The following is a 17,749-nucleotide window of genomic DNA, read 5'->3' on the forward strand; positions in this document are numbered from 1 at the left end:
CGTACGCCTTGCCCCCGGTGATTCGAAGGGACAGCCGCTAACGGACGGTCGTGATCGAGTCGTCCGTGATGCCGGCCCGACGGCGTGCGGCCAGGCGCCGCTTCTGCGGCTCGACCGTGAACCTCGGGTCCTGGGCGGAGTCCTTGCCGGCGTAGAACACCCCGAAGCGGGTGAACGCGGAGGCCGTCACCAGGGCGGCGCCGGACACCGCAGCGACCACGCGGTGGCGGCCGCCCAGCAGGGTGCCGATGCCTCCGGCGATCGCCAGCCGCTCACTCCACTTCATCAGCATCCCGGGGCGGCCGGTCTCCAGGGGTTCCACCGCGACCGGGTCCATCCGGGCCTCCATGTAGCGGGTGGCGACCACATCGGCCACCACGCCGAGCACCGCGAGAGCCCGGGCGGGCGCGGTCTGGCGCACCGGCGTCGTGATCATCGCTATCCCGGAGGCGGCGATGGAGGCAGAACTGACGAACACGAACGGCAGGTCATCCTTCGCATCGTTCCAGGTGGGCATGGCCGTGTCCGAGAGCAGGACCGCGGTGTACCCGGCCAGCGGGGCCCCGAGCAGCGCGGCCAGTCCGCCGGCCGGCGCCTCGACGGCACGCAGCATCCCGCGCAGCGGCCCCAGGGGCAGCTTCTCCCCCAGCATCCGGTCCACGTCCGCCGCTGCGGCCACACCGGCACCGGTGCTGAAGCCGGCCAGCACCCAGGAGCCCAGGCTCATCGGCGAGGACAGCTTCACGGTGCGCATCATGTTGTAGAACCGCTCCGGGCGGCCGAGGTCCGCCACGAGGGCCACGGCGCCGACGCCGGCCGCGGCCAGCGCGGTGATGCGCGTGTTCCGGCGCAGTACATCACGGCCGGTCAGCTGGGCACCGAAGGCCAGCAGGGAGGATCCCCCGGCGATGCCACCGCACACGAGATAGGCGGCGACGCGCTCGTCCCACGGCGGAGCTTTGACGATGGGACGGCCGTAGTAGGAGTCGGAGGCGGTGGTGCTGAACTGCGGCTCGGGCACCATGGCCATCTCGCGTCCGCCATCCGAGGTGGACGGGGCCAGGCCACTGCGGTGCCGGCGGTTGCCCTGTTCCCGGCCGCCCGCTTTCTCGTGACCGTCCGGGCGGTCTCTGCGCCGGCGCCGGCGGGGTTCCTCGGGCGGGCGGTAGCTGTCGAACTCGGAGGTCGTCACCGGCGACCTCCACCGAGGAACGCCAGTCCGGCGGCGGCGACCATGCCGGCCATGGCGATCCCGGCGCGGGCGTACATCCGGGGCAGATCCCGGGTGGGGACCCGGGGGTCCGGTGGCAGGCCGTAGACCTCGGGCTCGTCCAGGAGGAGGAACACGGAACCGGTGCCACCGACGCCGTCCTTCGGGTTCGCACCGTAGAGGCGGGCTTCGGTGCGGCCCTGCGCGTGGAGTTGGGCCACCCGCTCCTGGGCGGAGACGACCATGTCCTCCCGCTCGCCATACCGGATGGAGGTGGTGGGGCAGGCCTGGGCGCAGGCGGGGGTCTGCCCGTCCGTCATGCGGTCGTAGCAGAGCGTGCACTTCTGGGCGACGCCGGAGTTCTTGTTCTTCTTCGGCTTCTCGGCCTTGTCTGCCTTTTCTGCCTTGTCCGCCTTCGACGGCTTCTCGGCGTGCACGCCCGGCGCCGGTGACCGATCCGTCTTGGGCTGGGCGATGCCGTCCTTGCGGCGCTCGATCACGCCGAACGGGCAACCGGCCACGCAGGTGCCGCAGCCGTTGCAGACGTCGTCCTGAACCACCACGGTGCCGTGCTCGGTGCGGAACAGGGCGCCCGTGGGGCAGACGTCCAGGCAGCCGGCGTTGGTGCAGTGCTTGCAGACGTCCGAGGACATCAGCCAGCGGAACTCGGGAGTGTCCGGCGGGGTGATGTCCACGGCCGAGGAGTCGACCGCCGAGCCGAGGGAGGACAGCACGTCCAGACCGCCCATATCGGGTCCGGCCTGCAGACCGCCGACCAGGCCGGCGTCGATCGGGCCGTCCAACGGACCCGAGCGGGCACCGGTGCGGGCGCTGGGACGGATGGCGCCGGCGTCCGCTCCCCCGGTCCCGCCACCGGGCGCCCGGAGGGTGGGCATGCCGAGGCTGACCAGCGCGCGTCCCGATTCGCGGGCCTCTTCCACGCGCTGCCGGTCCTGCTCGACGAACGCCACGTGGCGCCAGGTGTCCGCGCCGAGGCCCTCGGAGTTGTCGAAGGAGGAGTTGGAGAGCGTGTAGTCCGAGTCGACCGGGTTGCGGTTCCACTCCTTGCAGGCCACCTCGCAGGCCTTGCAGCCGATGCAGATGGAGGTGTCCGTGAAGAAGCCCTTGCGCGGGTGCGGGTGCTCGTAGTGGGCGTCCGCCGTGGGGTTGCCCTCCACCGCCGCATCGGGCCCCTGGGTCAGCTGCACCATCTAGTCCTCCCTTCCTGTGCGTGGTTCTGTGGCTGGAGGTTGCCGGCTGGGTTGCTGGCTCGGTTGTTGACTGTCCCGCGGGCGCGGCTTTCGGCCGAGCGGGCCCGGTGGATCGTGCGGCACCACCGGCCCGTCCGCGGGCGGATGCGGCCGTGCGCTCGTCATCTCCGGGGGTGCCATCGGGTCCGCCTCCGGGCCGGCGTCCTCACCGGTCCCCGTGACGCCCTCGTTGCCGCTGTCCACCGTCAGGCCCGCCCGCCGCTGGTAGCCGGCGACGAAGTCCAACAGGTCGGTCCCGCGGGGCCGACGGCCCGGGATGATGTCACAGGCACCCACCTTGGACCCCTGGATGAGAACGTTCGGGTCCAGGGTCACACCGATCAGGTCGTTGGCGGAATCCCCGCTGACCACGGCGTCGCCGCCCACGCCCCAGTGGTAGGGCAAGCCGATCTGGTGGACGGTCTGCGCGTCCGCCCCGCCGATCCTCAGCGGTCGCATGCGTTCGGTGACGAGCACCTTCGCCTCGATGGCCGCCCGCGGTGAGACGATGGTCGCCCAATCGTAGGGCTCCAGTCCGCGCTCTGCTGCCAGCTCCGGTGAGACCTCGCAGAACATCTCGGGCTGCAGCTCGGACAGGTAGGGCAGCCAGCGGCTCATGCCGCCGGCCGTGTGGTGCTCCGTCAGCCGGTACGTGGTGAAGAGGAACGGATACACGTCCGCGCCGGGCATCCCGGCACTGGGCTTGCTGTAGTTGTCCGAACGCGGCACGGTCACCCGGGTGGGGTTGTGCTGCTGCGCGTACATCACGTTCGGGACCGGCGACTCCTGGGCCTCGTAGTGCGTGGGCAACGGCCCGTCCACCATGCCCTTCGGTGCGAACAGCCAGCCCTTGCCGTCGGCCTGCATGATGAAGGCGTCGTCCCCGGCCAGGGCCGCAGGACCGCCGGCTTCCGGGTCCGGTATGGTGCCGGGGGCCAGGGTGACCGGGAAGTCGGGCACATCGTTGCCGACCCACCGGCCCTCATCCTCGTCCCACCAGACGAGCTTCTTACGCTCGCTCCACGGCTTGCCCTCGGGGTCTGCGGAGGCGCGGTTGTAGAGGATGCGGCGGTTGGCCGGCCAGGCCCAGCCCCACTCCTTGCCGGCGGGGCCATCCGCCACACCGGTCTCCCGGTCCGCGGCGTGGTTGATGCCGTCCGCGTAGACGCCCGTGTAGATCCAGCAACCACCCTCGGTGGAGCCGTCCGCCTTCATCTCATTGAACGTGGACAGGTGCTTGCCGGCGTCGGGTCCGGTCAGGTGCCGGCCGTTGATCTCCTGCAGCACGGCATCGCCGTCCGGCTCGCCGTGCTCGTCCACCGGGTAGTCCCAGGTCAGATCCAGCAGAGCGCGGTCTTGGGGATCGGTGGAGCCGGCCAGGCGGGCCCGGATGCGCCGGCCGACCTCGTAGAAGAACTGCAGCTCGCTCTGCGCGTCTCCCGGGGGCTGCACCGCTTGGTGACGCCACTGCACCAGCCGCTGGGTCTGGGTGAAGGTGCCGGCCTTCTCCACGTGGTTCGCCGCGGGGAAGAAGAACACCTCGGTCTCGATGTCCTCGGTGCGCAGCTCGCCGGTCTCGATCTCCGGCCCGTCCTTCCACCAGGTGGCGGACTCGATCAGCTGGAAGTCCCGGACCACGAGCCACTTCAGGTTCGCCATGCCCATCCGCTGCATACGGCCGTTGGCCGAACCCACGGCGGGGTTCTGTCCGAGGATGAAGTAGCCCTCAACCTCCCCGGCCATCATGCCCTCGACCGTCTGATAGGTGCCGTGCGGCCCGGTCAGCCGCGGCAGGTAGCCGTAGCCCCAGTCGTTCTCCTCGGTGGCGGCATCCCCCCACCAGGCCTTGAGCAGGCTGATGGTGTAGGCGTCCGCATTGGCCCAGTAGCCCTTCTGCTTCTTCGAGGCGATCCCGTCCAGGTAGGTGGCCAGGTCCTCCTTCTCCACGGTCGGCATCGGGAGGTAGCCGGGCAGCAGGTTGAAGAGAGTGGGGATGTCCGTGGAGCCCTGGATCGAGGCGTGACCACGCAGGGCCATGATGCCGCCGCCGGGACGGCCCATGTTGCCCAGCAGCAACTGCAGGATCGTGGCGGTGCGGATGTACTGGGCGCCGACCGTGTGCTGGGTCCAACCGACGGCATAGGCGAAGCACGTGGTCCTCTCCCGCCCGGAGTTCTCCGTGACGGTGCGGGCCAGCAGTTCGAAGTCCTCGATGGAGATGCCGCAGACGTCCCGCACCATCTCCGGGGTGTACCGGGAGTAGTGCCGCTTGAGGATCTGGAACACCGAACGCGGGTGCTGCAGCGTCTCGTCCCGCCTCGGCTTGCTCACGTCCAGCTCGGGACCGCCCATGCCGTACTGGTCTCCGGCCGCCTCCACGGACTCCTCGGCGCCGTCCTGCTCGGCCGCCGCGTCGCCGTCGTTCCCCGGATCTCCGGGGTTTCCCGAGTGCGCGGCGCGGTCCGGCTCATAGGACCAGCTGGACATGTCATAGCCGCCGGTCTCCGGGTCGAAACCGGAGAACAGACCGTCCAGGTCCTCGGTGTCCCGGAAGTCCTCGTTGATGATGGACGCGGCGTTCGTGTACGCGACCACGTAGTCGTTGAACCACTTCTCGTGCTCGATCACGTAGTTGATCAGCGCGCCCAGCAGGACGATGTCCGAGCCGGCCCGAATTGGGACGTGCTTGTCCGCCACAGCAGAGGTCCGGGAGAAACGGGGATCGACGTGGATGACCTTGGCGCCGCGGGCCTTCGCCTCGGTCACCCACTGGAAGCCCACGGGGTGAGCCTCGGCCATGTTCGAGCCCTGGATGATGATGCAGTCAGCGTTGGCCATGTCCTGCAGCGTTTGGGTGGCGCCGCCGCGCCCGAAGGAGGTCCCCAGACCGGGAACCGTGGCGGAGTGTCAAATACGGGCCTGGTTCTCGATCTGGATCGCTCCAGCCGCGGTGAAGAGCTTCTTGATCAGGTAGTTCTCTTCATTGTCCAGAGTGGCCCCACCGAGCGAGGCGATGCCCATGGTGCGCCCGAGATGGCGTCCGTGTTCGTCCACGTCCTGCCACTTGTTGCGGCGGGACTCCAGGAACCGGTCGACCACCATCTCCGTGGCCGTCTCCAGGTCCATCTCCTGCCAGTCCTTGGCACGCGGCGCGCGGTACAGGACCGTGGTCTGGCGGGTGTCCGAGTTGACGAGCTGCTCACTGGCCGAGCCCTTGGGGCACAGCCGGCCGCGGGAGATCGGGGATTCCGGGTCCCCCTCGATCTGGACGACCTTCTCGTCCGAGACGAAGACCTTCTGTCCGCAACCGACGGCGCAGTAGGGGCACACGCTCTGGACGGCGCGGTCCGCCGTGGTGGTGCGCGGGGTGATCTCCGTGGTCTTCCTGGACACCACGGAAGAGCTGCGGCCGAGAGGGTCGCCACCCAGGAACTGCCGGAGCACCGGCCATCCCATTGGAGTCTTCCGTGACATGAGCCCCACCCTAGTCGATGTCAGGCCCCACGTCAGGAGCCACCCCTCTTCCCTTTCAGTCGCTTCGACCCTAAGATGTGACGGAACTTAAAGTCAGGTCGACCAGAAGGGGTGTCGCCATGGTGCAGGAGCGGGAGCCTCCGGGATCGCACGGATCTCAGGGATCGGGGCCGCAGGGAGCGCCCCCGGCGATCGCTGTGTCCACCGTCATCTTCGCCCTGCGGCCGGAAGGCGATGCCACTGGTTCCACGCCATCATTGTGGACTCCGTTCGTGCTGCGCACGCGTGAACCGCATCTGGACCGTTGGGCCCTGCCCGGGGGGTGGCTTCCGGGAGGCGAGGAGCTGGAGTCGGCCGCGGCCCGCACCCTGGGCGAGACGACGGGGCTGCATCCCAGCTACCTGGAGCAGCTCTATACCTTCGGCGGGGTGGACCGCTCGCCCACCGGCCGCGTGGTGACCGTGGTCTATTCCGCCCTGGTCCGCACGGACGAGGTGGAACAGGCGGCCCCCGGGGAGAACGTCCGGTGGTTCCGCGCCGACCGGCTGCCCCGGCTCGCTTTCGATCACAACGCGATCGTGGACTACGCCCTGGAGCGCCTGCGCACCAAGGTCGAGTATGCGCACATCGCCCACTCCTTCCTCGGCGAGACCTTCACCCTCTCCCAGCTCCGGTCCGTCCACGAGGCCGTGCTCGGACAGGAGCTCGACGCCGCGAACTTCCGCCGCTCCATGGCTGCCTCCCCCGAGATCGTGGCCACCGGTGAGCTGATGGCCGGCACCCCGCACCGGCCACCCAAGCTCTACCGCTATCGCAACCAGACGCACGCCACCCGGCACCGTGACGCCCAATCCGAGAATCCCACCGCAGAAAGGGTCCGACCATGACGGCCCATCCCACCGCCACCGTCCTCCAGCACTCCCCCGCAGAGGCGTCTCCCTCAGACGGGACTCCGATCGACGCCTCCGTGGACCGGACCCTGAAGCTCATCGCCGCCGGTTCCGCCAGCGGGTCCTCCTGTGCGCCCGCATTGGACTCCGCACCCTGGATGCTCGACGCCGGCCCCGCCGGAGCACTGCCCGAGCCCGGCTACGGCCCGGGGGCCTCGCAAGACGATCCCATCCCCGGTGCCGCACCGCGCCAGGGTGCGCTGCCGGCGTCGTACACCGAGGCCTCTGAGGCCGAACTGCACGAGCGCATCCGCGCGGCCAAGGCCGACCTCGGCGACCGCGTGGTGGTGTTGGGCCACTTCTACCAGCGTGACGAAGTGGTGGCACACGCAGATTTCGTGGGCGACTCCTTCCAGTTGGCCAAGGCCGCCCGCACCCGCCCCCAGGCCGAGGCGATCGTCTTCTGCGGCGTGCACTTCATGGCCGAGACCGCCGACCTGCTCTCCACTCCCGAACAGTCCGTGATCCTGCCGAACCTCGCCGCGGGCTGCTCCATGGCGGACATGGCCGACCTGGACTCCGTCACGGACTGCTGGGAGCAGCTCGAGGAGATCTACGGGACCGCGCCGGACGCCGATGGCAGGGCGCCGGTCATCCCGGTGACCTACATGAACTCGTCCGCGGCGCTCAAGGGCTTCGTGGGCCGTCATGGTGGGATCGTCTGCACGTCCTCGAACGCGGCACAGGTGCTGGAGTGGGCCTTCGAACGCGGCCAGCGCGTGCTGTTCTTCCCGGACCAGCACCTCGGCCGCAACACCGCGAAGGCGATGGGCATCCCCCTGGAGCAGATGCCCCTGTGGAATCCGCGCAAACCACTGGGCGGCAGCACCGAGGACGAGTTGATGCGGGCCTCAGTGCTGTTGTGGCACGGCTTCTGCTCGGTCCACAAGCGCTTCACCGTCGCCCAGATCGAGAAGGCCCGGGCCGATTTCCCCGACGTCCACGTGATGGTGCACCCGGAATGTCCCATGCCGGTGGTGGACGCCGCTGATTCCTCGGGTTCCACGGACTTCATCGTCAAGGCCATCGAGGCGGCTCCGGCCGGGTCCACCTTCGCCATCGGCACGGAGATCAACCTGGTCCAGCGGCTCGCCGCGCAGTACCCGCAGCACACGATCTTCTGCCTGGACCCGGTGATCTGCCCGTGCTCCACCATGTACCGCATCCATCCCGGCTACCTGGCCTGGGCCCTGGAATCACTCCTGGAGGGGGAGGTCGTCAACCAGATCACCGTGTCCGAGGACGTGGCTGACCCGGCCCGCCTGGCCCTGGAACGGATGCTGTCCGTGGTTCCGGCCGGGGCGGCCCGATGACGGATCTCCGGCACATCGACGCCCTCGTCACCGCCGCGCTCGACGAGGACGCCCCCTGGGGTGACCTGACGTCCGAGGCCCTCATCCCGGCGGAAGCCATGCTCGATGCCCGGTTGATGGCCCGCGAGCCGGGCGTGTTCAGTGGATCCGAGGTGTTCGCCGCGGCCTTCCGGCTCGTCGATCCCCGGATCCGAGTCCACCTGCTGGCCGCCGACGGCGAGCGCTTCGAGTCCGGTGCGGTACTGGCCGAGGTCTCCGGTCCGGCGCGCGGCGTCCTCCGGGCCGAACGGATCGGACTGAATTTCGTGCAGCGCATGTCCGGCATCGCCACGCAGACAGCCCAGTTCGTGGCCGCCGCGGCCGGTACCGGGGCGCGGATCGTGGATACCCGCAAGACCACCCCCGGACTGCGTCTGCTGGAGCGTCAGGCCGTGCGCGACGGCGGCGGGCGCAACCACCGCACGACGCTCTCGGACGCGGTCATGGTCAAGGACAATCACCTGGCGGCGGTGGCCGGGGCCGGGCTGTCCGTCACTGAGGCGCTGGTACAGATGCGTGCCCGCCTTCCACACACCGCCCATGTGGAGGTCGAGGTGGATCGCCTGGACCAGATCCCGTCCGTCCTCGCGGCCGGGGTGGACACCGTGATGCTGGACAATTTCACCCTCGACGAGTTGCGTCAGGGCGTGGCCTTGATCGGCGGCGCAGCCCTCGTGGAGGCCAGCGGCGGCGTGGATCTGAACACCGTGGCCGGGATCGCGGCCACCGGGGTGGATGTCATCTCTGTCGGCGCCCTGACGCACTCGGTCCGATCCCTGGACCTGGGACTGGACGTCGCCTCGGTGGCTGCTTCGGTGGGACCCGTGACCGCCGAGGCTCGCCTCCCCGATGAGACCGCGCCCGAGCCGGCCACCGCGCCATGATCTATGCAGACCATGCCGCCACCACGCCGGTGCGCCGGGAGGCGTTGGAGGCCATGTGGCCGTATCTGACGGGGCAGTTCGGCAACCCCTCCAGCCATCACTCGGTGGGCGAGGCGGCCGCCGCGGGGCTGGAGGCGGCCCGGGCCTCCGTCGCCCAGGCCCTGGGGGTCCGGGCCGGTGATCTGGTCTTCACCGGCAGCGGGACAGAGGCGGACAACCTGGCCGTCAAGGGAATCGCCCTCGGACGTCCCCGCGGTCGTCACCTCATCACCAGTTCGCTCGAGCACGAGGCCGTCCTGGCCTCCGCCGACCACCTCGCCCGCCTCCACGGCTTCGAGGTCGAGTTCCTCACGCCCGATCGGGACGGCCTGGTGTCCGCCGACGAGCTGGCCGGACTGATCCGACCGGACACCACCCTGGTGTCCGTGCAGTACGCCAACAACGAGATCGGCACCGTGCAGCCACTGGCCGACCTGGCGCGGGTGACACGGGCGGCCGGGGTGCCCTTCCACACCGACGCCGTCCAGGCCGCCGGGTGGCTGTCCCTCAACGTGGCTGCACTCGGCGTCGACGCCCTCAGCCTGTCTGGGCACAAGCTCGGCGCCCCCAAGGGCATCGGCCTGCTCTGGGTCCGCGGGCGGTTCCCCCTGGAGCCGGTGCTGCACGGCGGTGGCCAGGAACGGGGCCGGCGCAGCGGCACGGAGAACGTGCCCGGAGCCGTGGCCCTGGCCGCCGCGCTCGCCGCAGCCGAGACCGAACGGGAGGCGGTCTCCGCACGGCTGACTGAACTCCGCACCAGGTTCACGTCCACTGTGCTGGGCCAGGTACCCGGCGCCCAGCTGACCGGTCATGCGGAACGCCGACTACCGGCGTCGGCGTCCTTCGTCTTCGACGGGACCGGCGGCGAAGCCGTCTTGCTGGAACTGGAACGCCGGGGCATCCTCTGCTCCTCTGGTTCAGCCTGCGCGGCCGGTTCAGACGAGCCCTCCCACGTCCTGACAGCCCTGGGCCTAGCGGACGATCTCGCCCGGACCTCCGTGCGGTTCACCTTCGGGCCCGAGACCACGGAGGCCGAAGTCGAGGGGGCCGCCCGGGCGGTGATCGAGTCCGTGGCGGCCATCCGTCAGGCCTTTCCGGCCGGGATGAGCCTCCCGTAGCGTGACCGACACCACGGGCCACCCCGGCTCGGGAGTGATGAACGGAGAACACCTTGGCCAACAACGTGTACAACGTGACCGAGCTCGTCGGCACCTCCCCCGACAGCATCGACACCGCCGTCACCAATGCCGTCACGGAGGCCGGCAAGACCCTGCGGAACCTCGACTGGTTCGAGGTCCAGTCGGTACGCGGTCACCTCTCGGACGGCAAAGTCGCCGACTGGCAAGTCACCGTCAAGATCGGTTTCCGTCACGAGGGCTGATACCGGGACTCCACCAGGAAAGGCCGTGCCGTGAAGGCTGTACAGGCGTGCGTGGCCGGTCCGGCGACAAAGGCTCCGGTCGCAGCCAGGGCGTACCTGACTAGGGCCGCACCTCGGCCAGGAGCCCTGCCTCCAAGGCCGCCCACACGGTACGGTCCGCGGCCACAGCCAGCCCGTGTGGTTCGCTTCCCGGCGTCGGCAAGTCGATCAGGATCATCGCGCCGTCCTGAGCGATGTGTCCGAGCTGGGTGGAGCCCCACCGTGATGCCCACGGGACCGGCAGCGTCAGTGGGCAGGTCGAAGGCCTCGACGGCATCTCCTCCGGCCGGGAGCCGACCGATGGCATTGCCCTGGTTGAGGGTGAACACGATCTCGTCCCCGGACGACGCGATCATCGATGGCATCCCGCCGGCAGGTCCCGACGGGATCTCGGTGACGGTGCCGTCGGGATGAAGGCAACCGATCGAGTCGGCCTGCATCTCGGTGAACCAAACAGCCCCCGCGATGGTGACTGCGACGCCGAACAGGCCGGCGTCGGGCGTGGGCACGAAGACCGCTCTCCGGACACCCTCCGGACCGATCTGTATGAGGCGGCCGCCCGCGGTGTCCGTCACCCATACAGAGTCCTTGGAGGCCGTGGCGCAGAGGGCCGGTCGTGATGCCTCCCCCAGTGGGATCCTGCTGATGGCGCCGTCCACCGTGCGCCGCAGGACGGCGCGCCCGGATATCAGGGTGATCCAGACTGCACCATCGCCGGTCACCGCAACGTCGTAGGGCTCGTCTCCGGTACCGGTGATGCGGTGTTCGACGATGGTCGGTGACCGGGCCATCCGGTGAGACCGTTCAGTCATGGTCCGGTGTGGCTGTGACGCCCAACTCTGCGGCGTGATCGCTGATGATGCGCGCGAGGTCGATGTCCCGGCTGGTGATGCCGCCGACGTCGTGGCTGGACAGCGTCACGGCCACCTCGGGATAGGTGAGGGTCAGGTCCGGATGGTGGTTGGCGTCCTCCGCGGAGGCACCGATTCGGTTCACGAATTCCAGGCCGGTGGTGAATCGCTTGGTGGCGAACCGCACCGTCAGGGTCTCCTCCACCTGGCGCCAGCCGGTGAGGCCGGCGTCGGAGATCTCGGACGGGGTCAGCTTCTGCTTCGGATCACTCATGAACCCATCCTGCCGCCGGCCCAGGTTGAGATCTACCTCTAACCGCTCATCGGCCGGTCATCGGCCGGAGCACTGGTGGCAGCGGCAGCGCCAGCCCGGGCCTCTCGGTAGCCGCGGCACCAGGTGAGTGCCTTACCGTGAGGGAATGCTCCAACGCCTCACCGCCCGTGCGTTCTGGACGTTCAGCCGCTGGAAGCTGGTCTCCGAGCCCGCGCCCGACCGACCCACCGTACTCATCGGCGCGCCGCACACTTCCAACTCGGACTTCGCGTTCATGCTCGCCATCACTTGGCAGCTGGGCATCGACCTGCGCTGGCTCGGGAAGAAGAGCCTGTTCCACGGATGGCGCGGCCCGATCATGCGCACCCTCGGCGGCATCCCCGTGGACCGTGCTGATCCCGGCCGCGTCGTCTCCGAGATGGTCGAACGGGTGCAGTCCGGGGAGGTTTTCGGCCTGGTGGTCACTCCGGACGGCACCCGAGGGGCGCATACGCACTGGAAGTCTGGTTTCTACCGCATCGCCCTCGAGACGGGAATGCCGGTGACCCTCGGCTTCGTGGATCGCACCACGAAGACCACCGGCCTAGGACCGACCTTGGAGCTGACCGGGAACATTGGCACCGACATGGACCGCATCCGCACCTTCTACGCGGACAAAACCGGATTCCACCCCGATCTGCGCGTGGAACCGCGGCTGCGCGAGGAGGACGAGACCGACTGACCACCAGGACGCGGTCTCGCCGGATCTCTCGCCTCGACTCTCCCCGGCTCTCCCCAACTCGCCCCGCGTGGCAGCGCCCAGGGCCTCGATCCGGCACACTCGTGGTGTGGACGATCTGCATGTGCCCCCAGGCCCCGGCGCGCCCCGCGGCCTCACCGTGCCGGCGGGAGAGCTGCTCGAGCAGTTCTCCCATGCCTCCGGCCCCGGCGGCCAGGGCGTCAACACCACCGACTCCCGGGTACAGCTCAGCCTGGACCTGGCCACGACGACGGCCCTGAACGAGGTCCAGCGCGAGCGTGCCCTCGACCGGCTCGCCGGGAAGCTCACGGGCACCGTCCTCACCATCAGCGCGGCGGAACACCGTTCCCAGCGGCGCAACCGCACGGCAGCACGGCAACGCCTCGCTACACTGCTCCGCGAGGCCCTGGTCCCGGCGATCGCACGGAAGCTGACCCGGCCCACCCGAGGCTCACAGCGGCGCCGGATCGAGGCCAAACGCCAGCGCGCCGAGACCAAGCGCCGCCGCAGGCGCCCCGACCGCGATTGATCATCCAACCTTGTTGAGGCGTCCACTCCTGGAAAGGAGCATCCGAGACCGTGCCACTCGATCTCGACTATCCCTTCACCGGCCGGTGGCTGGTGCAGAACAGCCCGGCAAATCGGGTGCCGAGCCACGGCACCCCGCTGTTCGGCCTCTCCCACGCGATCGATTTCGTCCCGGTGGACGACGCCGGCCGCTCAGCCCCATACACGCTCACATCGTTCCTGCGACCGGAACCGGCCGCGGTCTTCCCTGGGTTCGGCCGCCCGCTCACGGCCCCGGTCGACGGCGTCGTGATCGGCGTGCACGGTGACGAGCCGGACCACCGTTCCCATCGAGGTCTTCCGTCGGTCGGGTACGCCATGACCCAACGGCGGCGGCTGGCGGCCGGGTGGCTGGGGTTGAGCGGCAACCACGTGCTCATCGAGACGCGTGGAGCCGACGGCGAGGTGGCCGTCGTCGTGCTCTGTCATCTCCAGCAGGGCAGTCCTGTGGTCAGGCTGGGACAGCCCGTCAGGCGGGGAGAGGCTCTCGGACAGTGCGGGAACTCCGGGAACAGCACCGAACCGCACGTACACGTCCACGCCGTGGACGGGCGGGACATCAGCCGCGCCACGGCCGTGCCGATCTCGTTCCACGGCAGCCTCCCCCGCAATGGTGAAATCGTGGACGCTGGCCAGTGAGCCTCAGGTAGGGGTTATAGCGTGGCGGTCAGCGTTCCGTGACACGGCCTACGTCCACGTTCCACCGTCGGTCGGTCCGGACCGTGGAGAGCATCCTCCGGTCGTGCGTGACCAGCAGCAGCGCGCCGTCGTAGGACTCGAGGGCCTGCTCGAGCTGCTCGATGGCCTCCAGGTCCAGGTGGTTCGTCGGCTCATCGAGCACCAGCAGGTTGACCCCGCGCGCCTGAAGCAGGGCCAGCCCGGCACGCGTGCGTTCCCCCGGCGAGAGATCGTCCACCGGGCGGTTCACATGCTCGGCCCGCAACCCGAACTTGGCCAAGAGCGTTCGCACCTCCGCGGCAGACTGGTCCGGGACAAGCGCCTCGAAGGTGGCCGCGAGCGGCAGGGATCCCGCCAGCAGGGAACGGGCCTGATCGATCTCCCCGATCCGCACACTCGCCCCCAGGCTCGCGGATCCTTCCTCCGGCTGTTGACGGCCGAGCAGTCCGCGCAGCAGCGTCGACTTCCCGGCACCGTTCGGCCCGGTGATGCCGATGCGCTCCCCCGCATTCACCTGGAGCGAGACCGGCCCGAGCGCGAAGGTCCCCTGCCGGAACACCGCCGCACTGAGCGTCGAGACCACGGAGCTCGAGCGGGGCGCCGCACCGATGGTGAACTCGAGCCTCCACTCCTTGCGCGGTTCCGCGACCTCCTCGAGCCGCGCGATCCGGCTCTCCATCTGCCGCACCTTCTGGGCCTGCTTCTCACTGGATTCTGTGGAGGCCTTGCGCCGGATCTTGTCATTGTCCGGCGCCTTCCGCATCGCATTGCGCACGCCTTGGCTCGACCACTCCCGCTGGGTCCTGGCACGCGAGACAAGGTCGGCCTTCTGGCCGGCGAACTCCTCGTACTGCTCCCGCAGATGCCGGCGGATGGTCGCGCGCTCCTCCAGGTAGGAGTCGTACCCGCCGCCGTACACGCGGTTCGAGTTCTGCGCCAGATCGAGCTCGAGCACCCGGGTCACGCTGCGCGCCAGGAACTCGCGGTCGTGACTGACCAGGACCACGCCGCCGCGGAGTCCGCGCACGAAGGCCTCGAGCCGTTCCAGTCCGTCCAGGTCGAGGTCGTTGGTCGGCTCGTCCAGCAGCACGATGTCGAAGCGGGACAGCAGCAGGGCGGCCAGGCCGACGCGGGCGGCCTGGCCTCCAGACAAAGAGGTCATCAATGCCTGCTCGGCCGGGGCATCACCGAGGTCGAGTCCGAGGTCCGCCAGCACCAGGGGAAGCCGCTCGTCCAGGTCGGCCGCGCCGCTGGCCAGCCAGCGGTCCAGCGCCGAAGAGTACGTCTCCGCGGCCACCTCGGCTGCCGCCGGGTCTGCGAGGGCCTCGGCCGCCGCGTCCATCTCCCGAGTCGCCTCGGCGCAACCGGTGCGGCGGGCGATGTAGTCGGCAACGGTCTCGCCGACCACCCGCTCATGCTCCTGGGGCAGCCACCCGACGAACGCATCGCCCGGGGCCAGGGCCACGGTTCCCGCCTGCGGCTGGTGCACGCCGGCGAGCAGCTTCAGCAATGTCGACTTTCCGGCCCCGTTCGCGCCCACCACCCCGACCACGTCACCGGGGGCGACGGTCAGGTCCAGCGAGTCGAAGAGCGTGCGGTGGCCATAGCCGCCGGCCAGGCCCGTAGCCACCAGTGTTGCGGTCATTCATGACTCCTTTGTGAAGGCGGCTGCCGAGCGGCCGGGAAGGCAACGCCACCTCCAGTGTCCACCACGTGCGGTGGTCGACGTTCAGTCCTGGACGCGGATGACGATCTTGCCTTGGGCCTCACCCTCGCGGCTGAGGCGGTAGGCCTCGGGCAGCTGCTCCAGGGGCAGGGTCCGGTCAATGTCCACCGTGAGATCCCCGGCCTGCACCAGGCTCAACAGCTCGGTCAGGCCGGCCCCATCGGGCCGGACCCACAGCCACCGCCCGCCGTGCTCCAGGACGGCCGGATCGGCGATCGAGACGTGCCGGCCGCCGTCATTCAAGACCGACAGGGTGCTCTCCAGCACTCCACCGACGAAGTCAGCCACGGCGTCCACGCCCTTCGGCGCGGCGTCCCGCACGCGATCGACCAGCCCATCACCGTATTCCAGCGGGACGACCCCGATGTGGCGCAGCTTCTCGAAGTTCTCGGGTGAGCAGGTGCCCAGCACCGTCGCGCCGGTGCGGACGGCCAGCTGTGAGGCGAGGTAGCCGACGCCACCGGAGGCCGCGTGCAGCAGGACGGTGTCCTGGTCCGTGAGATCCAGGGCGTTGACGGCACGCCGGGCCGTCAGCCCGGTGAGGGGCAGCGCGGCAGCGACGTCGTCCGAAACGCCCTCCGGGATCCTGGCGGCGAACTCCACCGGGATCGTCACGAATTCCGCACTGGTCCCGCCCTCATTGACCATCTTCCGTGCATACGCGGCCACACGGTCCCCGACGGAGAACTCCGGGGTGTCCGGACCGACCTTCTCCACGGTCCCGGCTACATCCCATCCGGGGATGGCGGGGAACTTCGTCTCCAGCATCTCGTCCAGACCGCCGGCCATGACCTTCCAGTCCACCGGGTTCACCGAGGAGCGGGTCACCCGCACCAGGATCTGGCTCGGGCCGACCTTGGCCTCGGGGCGCTCGATCAGTTCCAGGACGTTCTCGTCGCCGTACTTCGCATAGGTCATTGCTTTCATGCCCGGTGCAACAGTCCTGGGCCGCGGGCGTATTCCGGAACCCGCCACGAGCCATGGCTCAGTTCTGCGCTCGTACCCGTCACGGATCTTCTGTTTCGGCACGGCATGCCGGCCCTGCGCACGCGTTCGATGACGCGTGGCACAGTGAGTGCGACGCGGACCATGATCACGTGCGAGTGCACCAAATAGCCGGCATCGACGGCATCAGGGGCCCGCGTGGATGACCACGTTGCCGTCCTCGTCGAGCTCGGAGTGGGACTCATCGGCGGCAGAGAACTCAGCAGCGTAGTCCAGCGCTCACCTCAGGGCCGCCATGCCGTCGGCCGACCCTCGGATGGCCTGTTACTGCTCGCTCAGCACGTCGTAGGAGCCGGTCACGCCACCCTCAGCGGCGTGATCGCGGCGACCTGCTCGGCGACACGATCCTCCGCGAGCTCCAGCTCATACCGTGTCTGCAGGTTGAGCCAGAACTGCGGCTCCACAGCGAAATACCGACCCAATCGCAGCGCCGTGTCAGCCGTGATGGCCCGCTGGCCGTGCACGATCTCGTTGATGCGTCGCGGCGGCACACCGATCGACACCGCGAGCTTGTTCTGCGTGATGCCGAACCCCTCGATGAAGTCGTCCATCAGGACCTCACCCGGATGGATCGGCGGGTAGAGCTTCTCGGACATCATCCCTCCTCGGTGGTAGTCAACAATCTCGACGCCATCAGCACCGGCATCCGTCCAACGGAAGCAGATCCGCCACTGGTCGTTCATCGACAACCCAGGGGCGAAACGCCCAGCGAGCTGAGGTTAGACGTTGAAGCGGAACTCCACCCCATTCCGACACCGAGCAATCTCTTCCGCCACTGTCGTTGTGCGGGCCAGCACTGATGAGCCGCGCCTTCGCGCACCGGCGGTCAGACAACGGTGTGAGCGGACTCGTCGCCCTCCGTTCGAGCGCACACCATGAGCAGGTTCCCGTCAGGATCCCGGAACTGGACGAAGGCCACGCTCCCGATGTCGACGACGTCCGAGGCGAGTTCGGCCCCGAGATCGCGCAAATGCGCCACGACTGCGCCGAGGTCATCGGCCCACCAGAAGAAGCGTGGCGGACCGTCCGGCGTGAACGGCGCGTTCGCGTCCAGAGCAAGGCCGGGGCCCGGTTCCATCGGGACGTCGACGATCGTGTCGTCATGCGAAGGCAGGGACACCTCCGCACCGAGCAGCCTGCCGTACCAGTCGGCAGAGCGGTGGATGTCCCGCACCGGGATGAAGACTTGGCCGATCTCGCGGCGTATAGGAGTCGTCACCGCTCAATCGTATGGCAACGCGTCTCGCGGATCGGCTCGCAGGGTCGTCATCCAGCTGTCCACCGACACGAGCGGACCCGGGAGGTCATGGACAAGGGCAGCAACGCGGTG

General features: G+C 69.3%; 16 protein-coding genes and 1 pseudogene. 8 read left to right on the top strand and 9 right to left on the bottom strand.

The features are described from left to right. Nucleotides 1-37 precede the first annotated feature (37 nt). From nrfD to fdh, 3 genes and pseudogenes are all read right to left on the bottom strand, one after another. Nucleotides 38-1,192 (bottom strand): NrfD/PsrC family molybdoenzyme membrane anchor subunit, encoded by a 1,155-nt coding sequence (nrfD, locus tag IEX49_RS08345; RefSeq protein ID WP_188805702.1) that lies wholly within the window; start codon nucleotides 1,190-1,192, stop codon nucleotides 38-40. Next, nucleotides 1,189-2,421, bottom strand: coding sequence for a 4Fe-4S dicluster domain-containing protein (locus IEX49_RS08350; RefSeq protein ID WP_188805703.1), 1,233 nt, complete (start codon nucleotides 2,419-2,421; stop codon nucleotides 1,189-1,191). The genes nrfD and IEX49_RS08350 overlap by 4 nt, the downstream gene beginning before the upstream one ends. A gap of 129 nt (nucleotides 2,422-2,550) precedes the next feature. Then, nucleotides 2,551-5,934, bottom strand: a pseudogene (fdh, locus tag IEX49_RS08355) (formate dehydrogenase); the annotation flags it as partial. 119 nt (nucleotides 5,935-6,053) lie between these two features. Here fdh and IEX49_RS08365 point away from each other — a divergent pair. The 5 genes from IEX49_RS08365 to IEX49_RS08385 are packed head-to-tail and all read left to right on the top strand — an operon-like array spanning nucleotide 6,054 to nucleotide 10,540. Continuing rightward, nucleotides 6,054-6,821, top strand: a complete 768-nt coding sequence (locus IEX49_RS08365; protein ID WP_188805704.1) for an NUDIX hydrolase — start codon at nucleotides 6,054-6,056, stop codon at nucleotides 6,819-6,821. Further along, nucleotides 6,818-8,197: a quinolinate synthase NadA gene (nadA, locus tag IEX49_RS08370; RefSeq protein WP_229672431.1), complete on the top strand. Its 1,380-nt coding sequence runs from the start codon at nucleotides 6,818-6,820 to the stop codon at nucleotides 8,195-8,197. Before IEX49_RS08365 ends, nadA begins: the two co-directional genes overlap by 4 nt. Next, entirely contained in the window at nucleotides 8,194-9,120 is a 927-nt protein-coding gene (gene nadC, locus IEX49_RS08375; RefSeq protein WP_188805705.1) for a carboxylating nicotinate-nucleotide diphosphorylase, read from the top strand. The genes nadA and nadC overlap by 4 nt, the downstream gene beginning before the upstream one ends. Continuing rightward, nucleotides 9,117-10,277, top strand: a complete 1,161-nt coding sequence (locus tag IEX49_RS08380) for a cysteine desulfurase family protein (protein WP_188805706.1) — start codon at nucleotides 9,117-9,119, stop codon at nucleotides 10,275-10,277. The genes nadC and IEX49_RS08380 overlap by 4 nt, the downstream gene beginning before the upstream one ends. Nucleotides 10,278-10,330: 53 nt before the next feature. Then, the gene (locus IEX49_RS08385; RefSeq protein ID WP_188805707.1) at nucleotides 10,331-10,540 is read left to right on the top strand and encodes a dodecin; all 210 of its coding nucleotides are present in this window, start codon (nucleotides 10,331-10,333) and stop codon (nucleotides 10,538-10,540) included. On the opposite strand, the gene IEX49_RS08390 is transcribed toward IEX49_RS08385, so the two are convergent. After that, entirely contained in the window at nucleotides 10,528-11,391 is an 864-nt protein-coding gene (locus tag IEX49_RS08390) for a Vgb family protein (protein ID WP_188805708.1), read from the bottom strand. The two genes, IEX49_RS08385 and IEX49_RS08390, sit on opposite strands and share 13 nt — an antisense overlap. Beyond that, entirely contained in the window at nucleotides 11,384-11,704 is a 321-nt protein-coding gene (locus IEX49_RS08395) for a 4a-hydroxytetrahydrobiopterin dehydratase (protein ID WP_188805709.1), read from the bottom strand. Before IEX49_RS08395 ends, IEX49_RS08390 begins: the two co-directional genes overlap by 8 nt. A gap of 145 nt (nucleotides 11,705-11,849) precedes the next feature. Here IEX49_RS08395 and IEX49_RS08400 point away from each other — a divergent pair, with 145 nt between their 5' ends. From IEX49_RS08400 to IEX49_RS08410, 3 genes are all read left to right on the top strand, one after another. After that, entirely contained in the window at nucleotides 11,850-12,425 is a 576-nt protein-coding gene (locus tag IEX49_RS08400) for a 1-acyl-sn-glycerol-3-phosphate acyltransferase (protein ID WP_188805710.1), read from the top strand. Between the two features lie 106 nt (nucleotides 12,426-12,531). After that, on the top strand, nucleotides 12,532-12,972 hold the full coding sequence (gene arfB / locus IEX49_RS08405; protein WP_188805711.1) for an alternative ribosome rescue aminoacyl-tRNA hydrolase ArfB: 441 nt from the start codon (nucleotides 12,532-12,534) through the stop codon (nucleotides 12,970-12,972). A gap of 50 nt (nucleotides 12,973-13,022) precedes the next feature. Further along, nucleotides 13,023-13,649 carry a M23 family metallopeptidase gene (locus tag IEX49_RS08410; protein WP_188805712.1) on the top strand — a complete coding sequence of 209 codons (627 nt, stop codon included), beginning with the start codon at nucleotides 13,023-13,025 and terminating at the stop codon, nucleotides 13,647-13,649. A 28-nt stretch (nucleotides 13,650-13,677) separates the two neighbouring features. On the opposite strand, the gene IEX49_RS08415 is transcribed toward IEX49_RS08410, so the two are convergent. From IEX49_RS08415 to IEX49_RS08430, 4 genes are all read right to left on the bottom strand, one after another. Beyond that, on the bottom strand, nucleotides 13,678-15,333 hold the full coding sequence (locus IEX49_RS08415; protein WP_188805713.1) for an ABC-F family ATP-binding cassette domain-containing protein: 1,656 nt from the start codon (nucleotides 15,331-15,333) through the stop codon (nucleotides 13,678-13,680). 84 nt (nucleotides 15,334-15,417) lie between these two features. Next, nucleotides 15,418-16,341, bottom strand: coding sequence for an NADP-dependent oxidoreductase (locus IEX49_RS08420; RefSeq protein ID WP_229672432.1), 924 nt, complete (start codon nucleotides 16,339-16,341; stop codon nucleotides 15,418-15,420). A gap of 374 nt (nucleotides 16,342-16,715) precedes the next feature. Beyond that, entirely contained in the window at nucleotides 16,716-17,015 is a 300-nt protein-coding gene (locus tag IEX49_RS08425; protein WP_188805714.1) for a HigA family addiction module antitoxin, read from the bottom strand. A 230-nt stretch (nucleotides 17,016-17,245) separates the two neighbouring features. Further along, the gene (locus IEX49_RS08430; protein WP_096255885.1) at nucleotides 17,246-17,638 is read right to left on the bottom strand and encodes a VOC family protein; all 393 of its coding nucleotides are present in this window, start codon (nucleotides 17,636-17,638) and stop codon (nucleotides 17,246-17,248) included. Nucleotides 17,639-17,749 lie beyond the last annotated feature (111 nt).

The sequence above is a fragment of the Citricoccus zhacaiensis genome (assembly GCF_014645315.1).
Classification (GTDB): domain Bacteria; phylum Actinomycetota; class Actinomycetes; order Actinomycetales; family Micrococcaceae; genus Citricoccus; species Citricoccus zhacaiensis.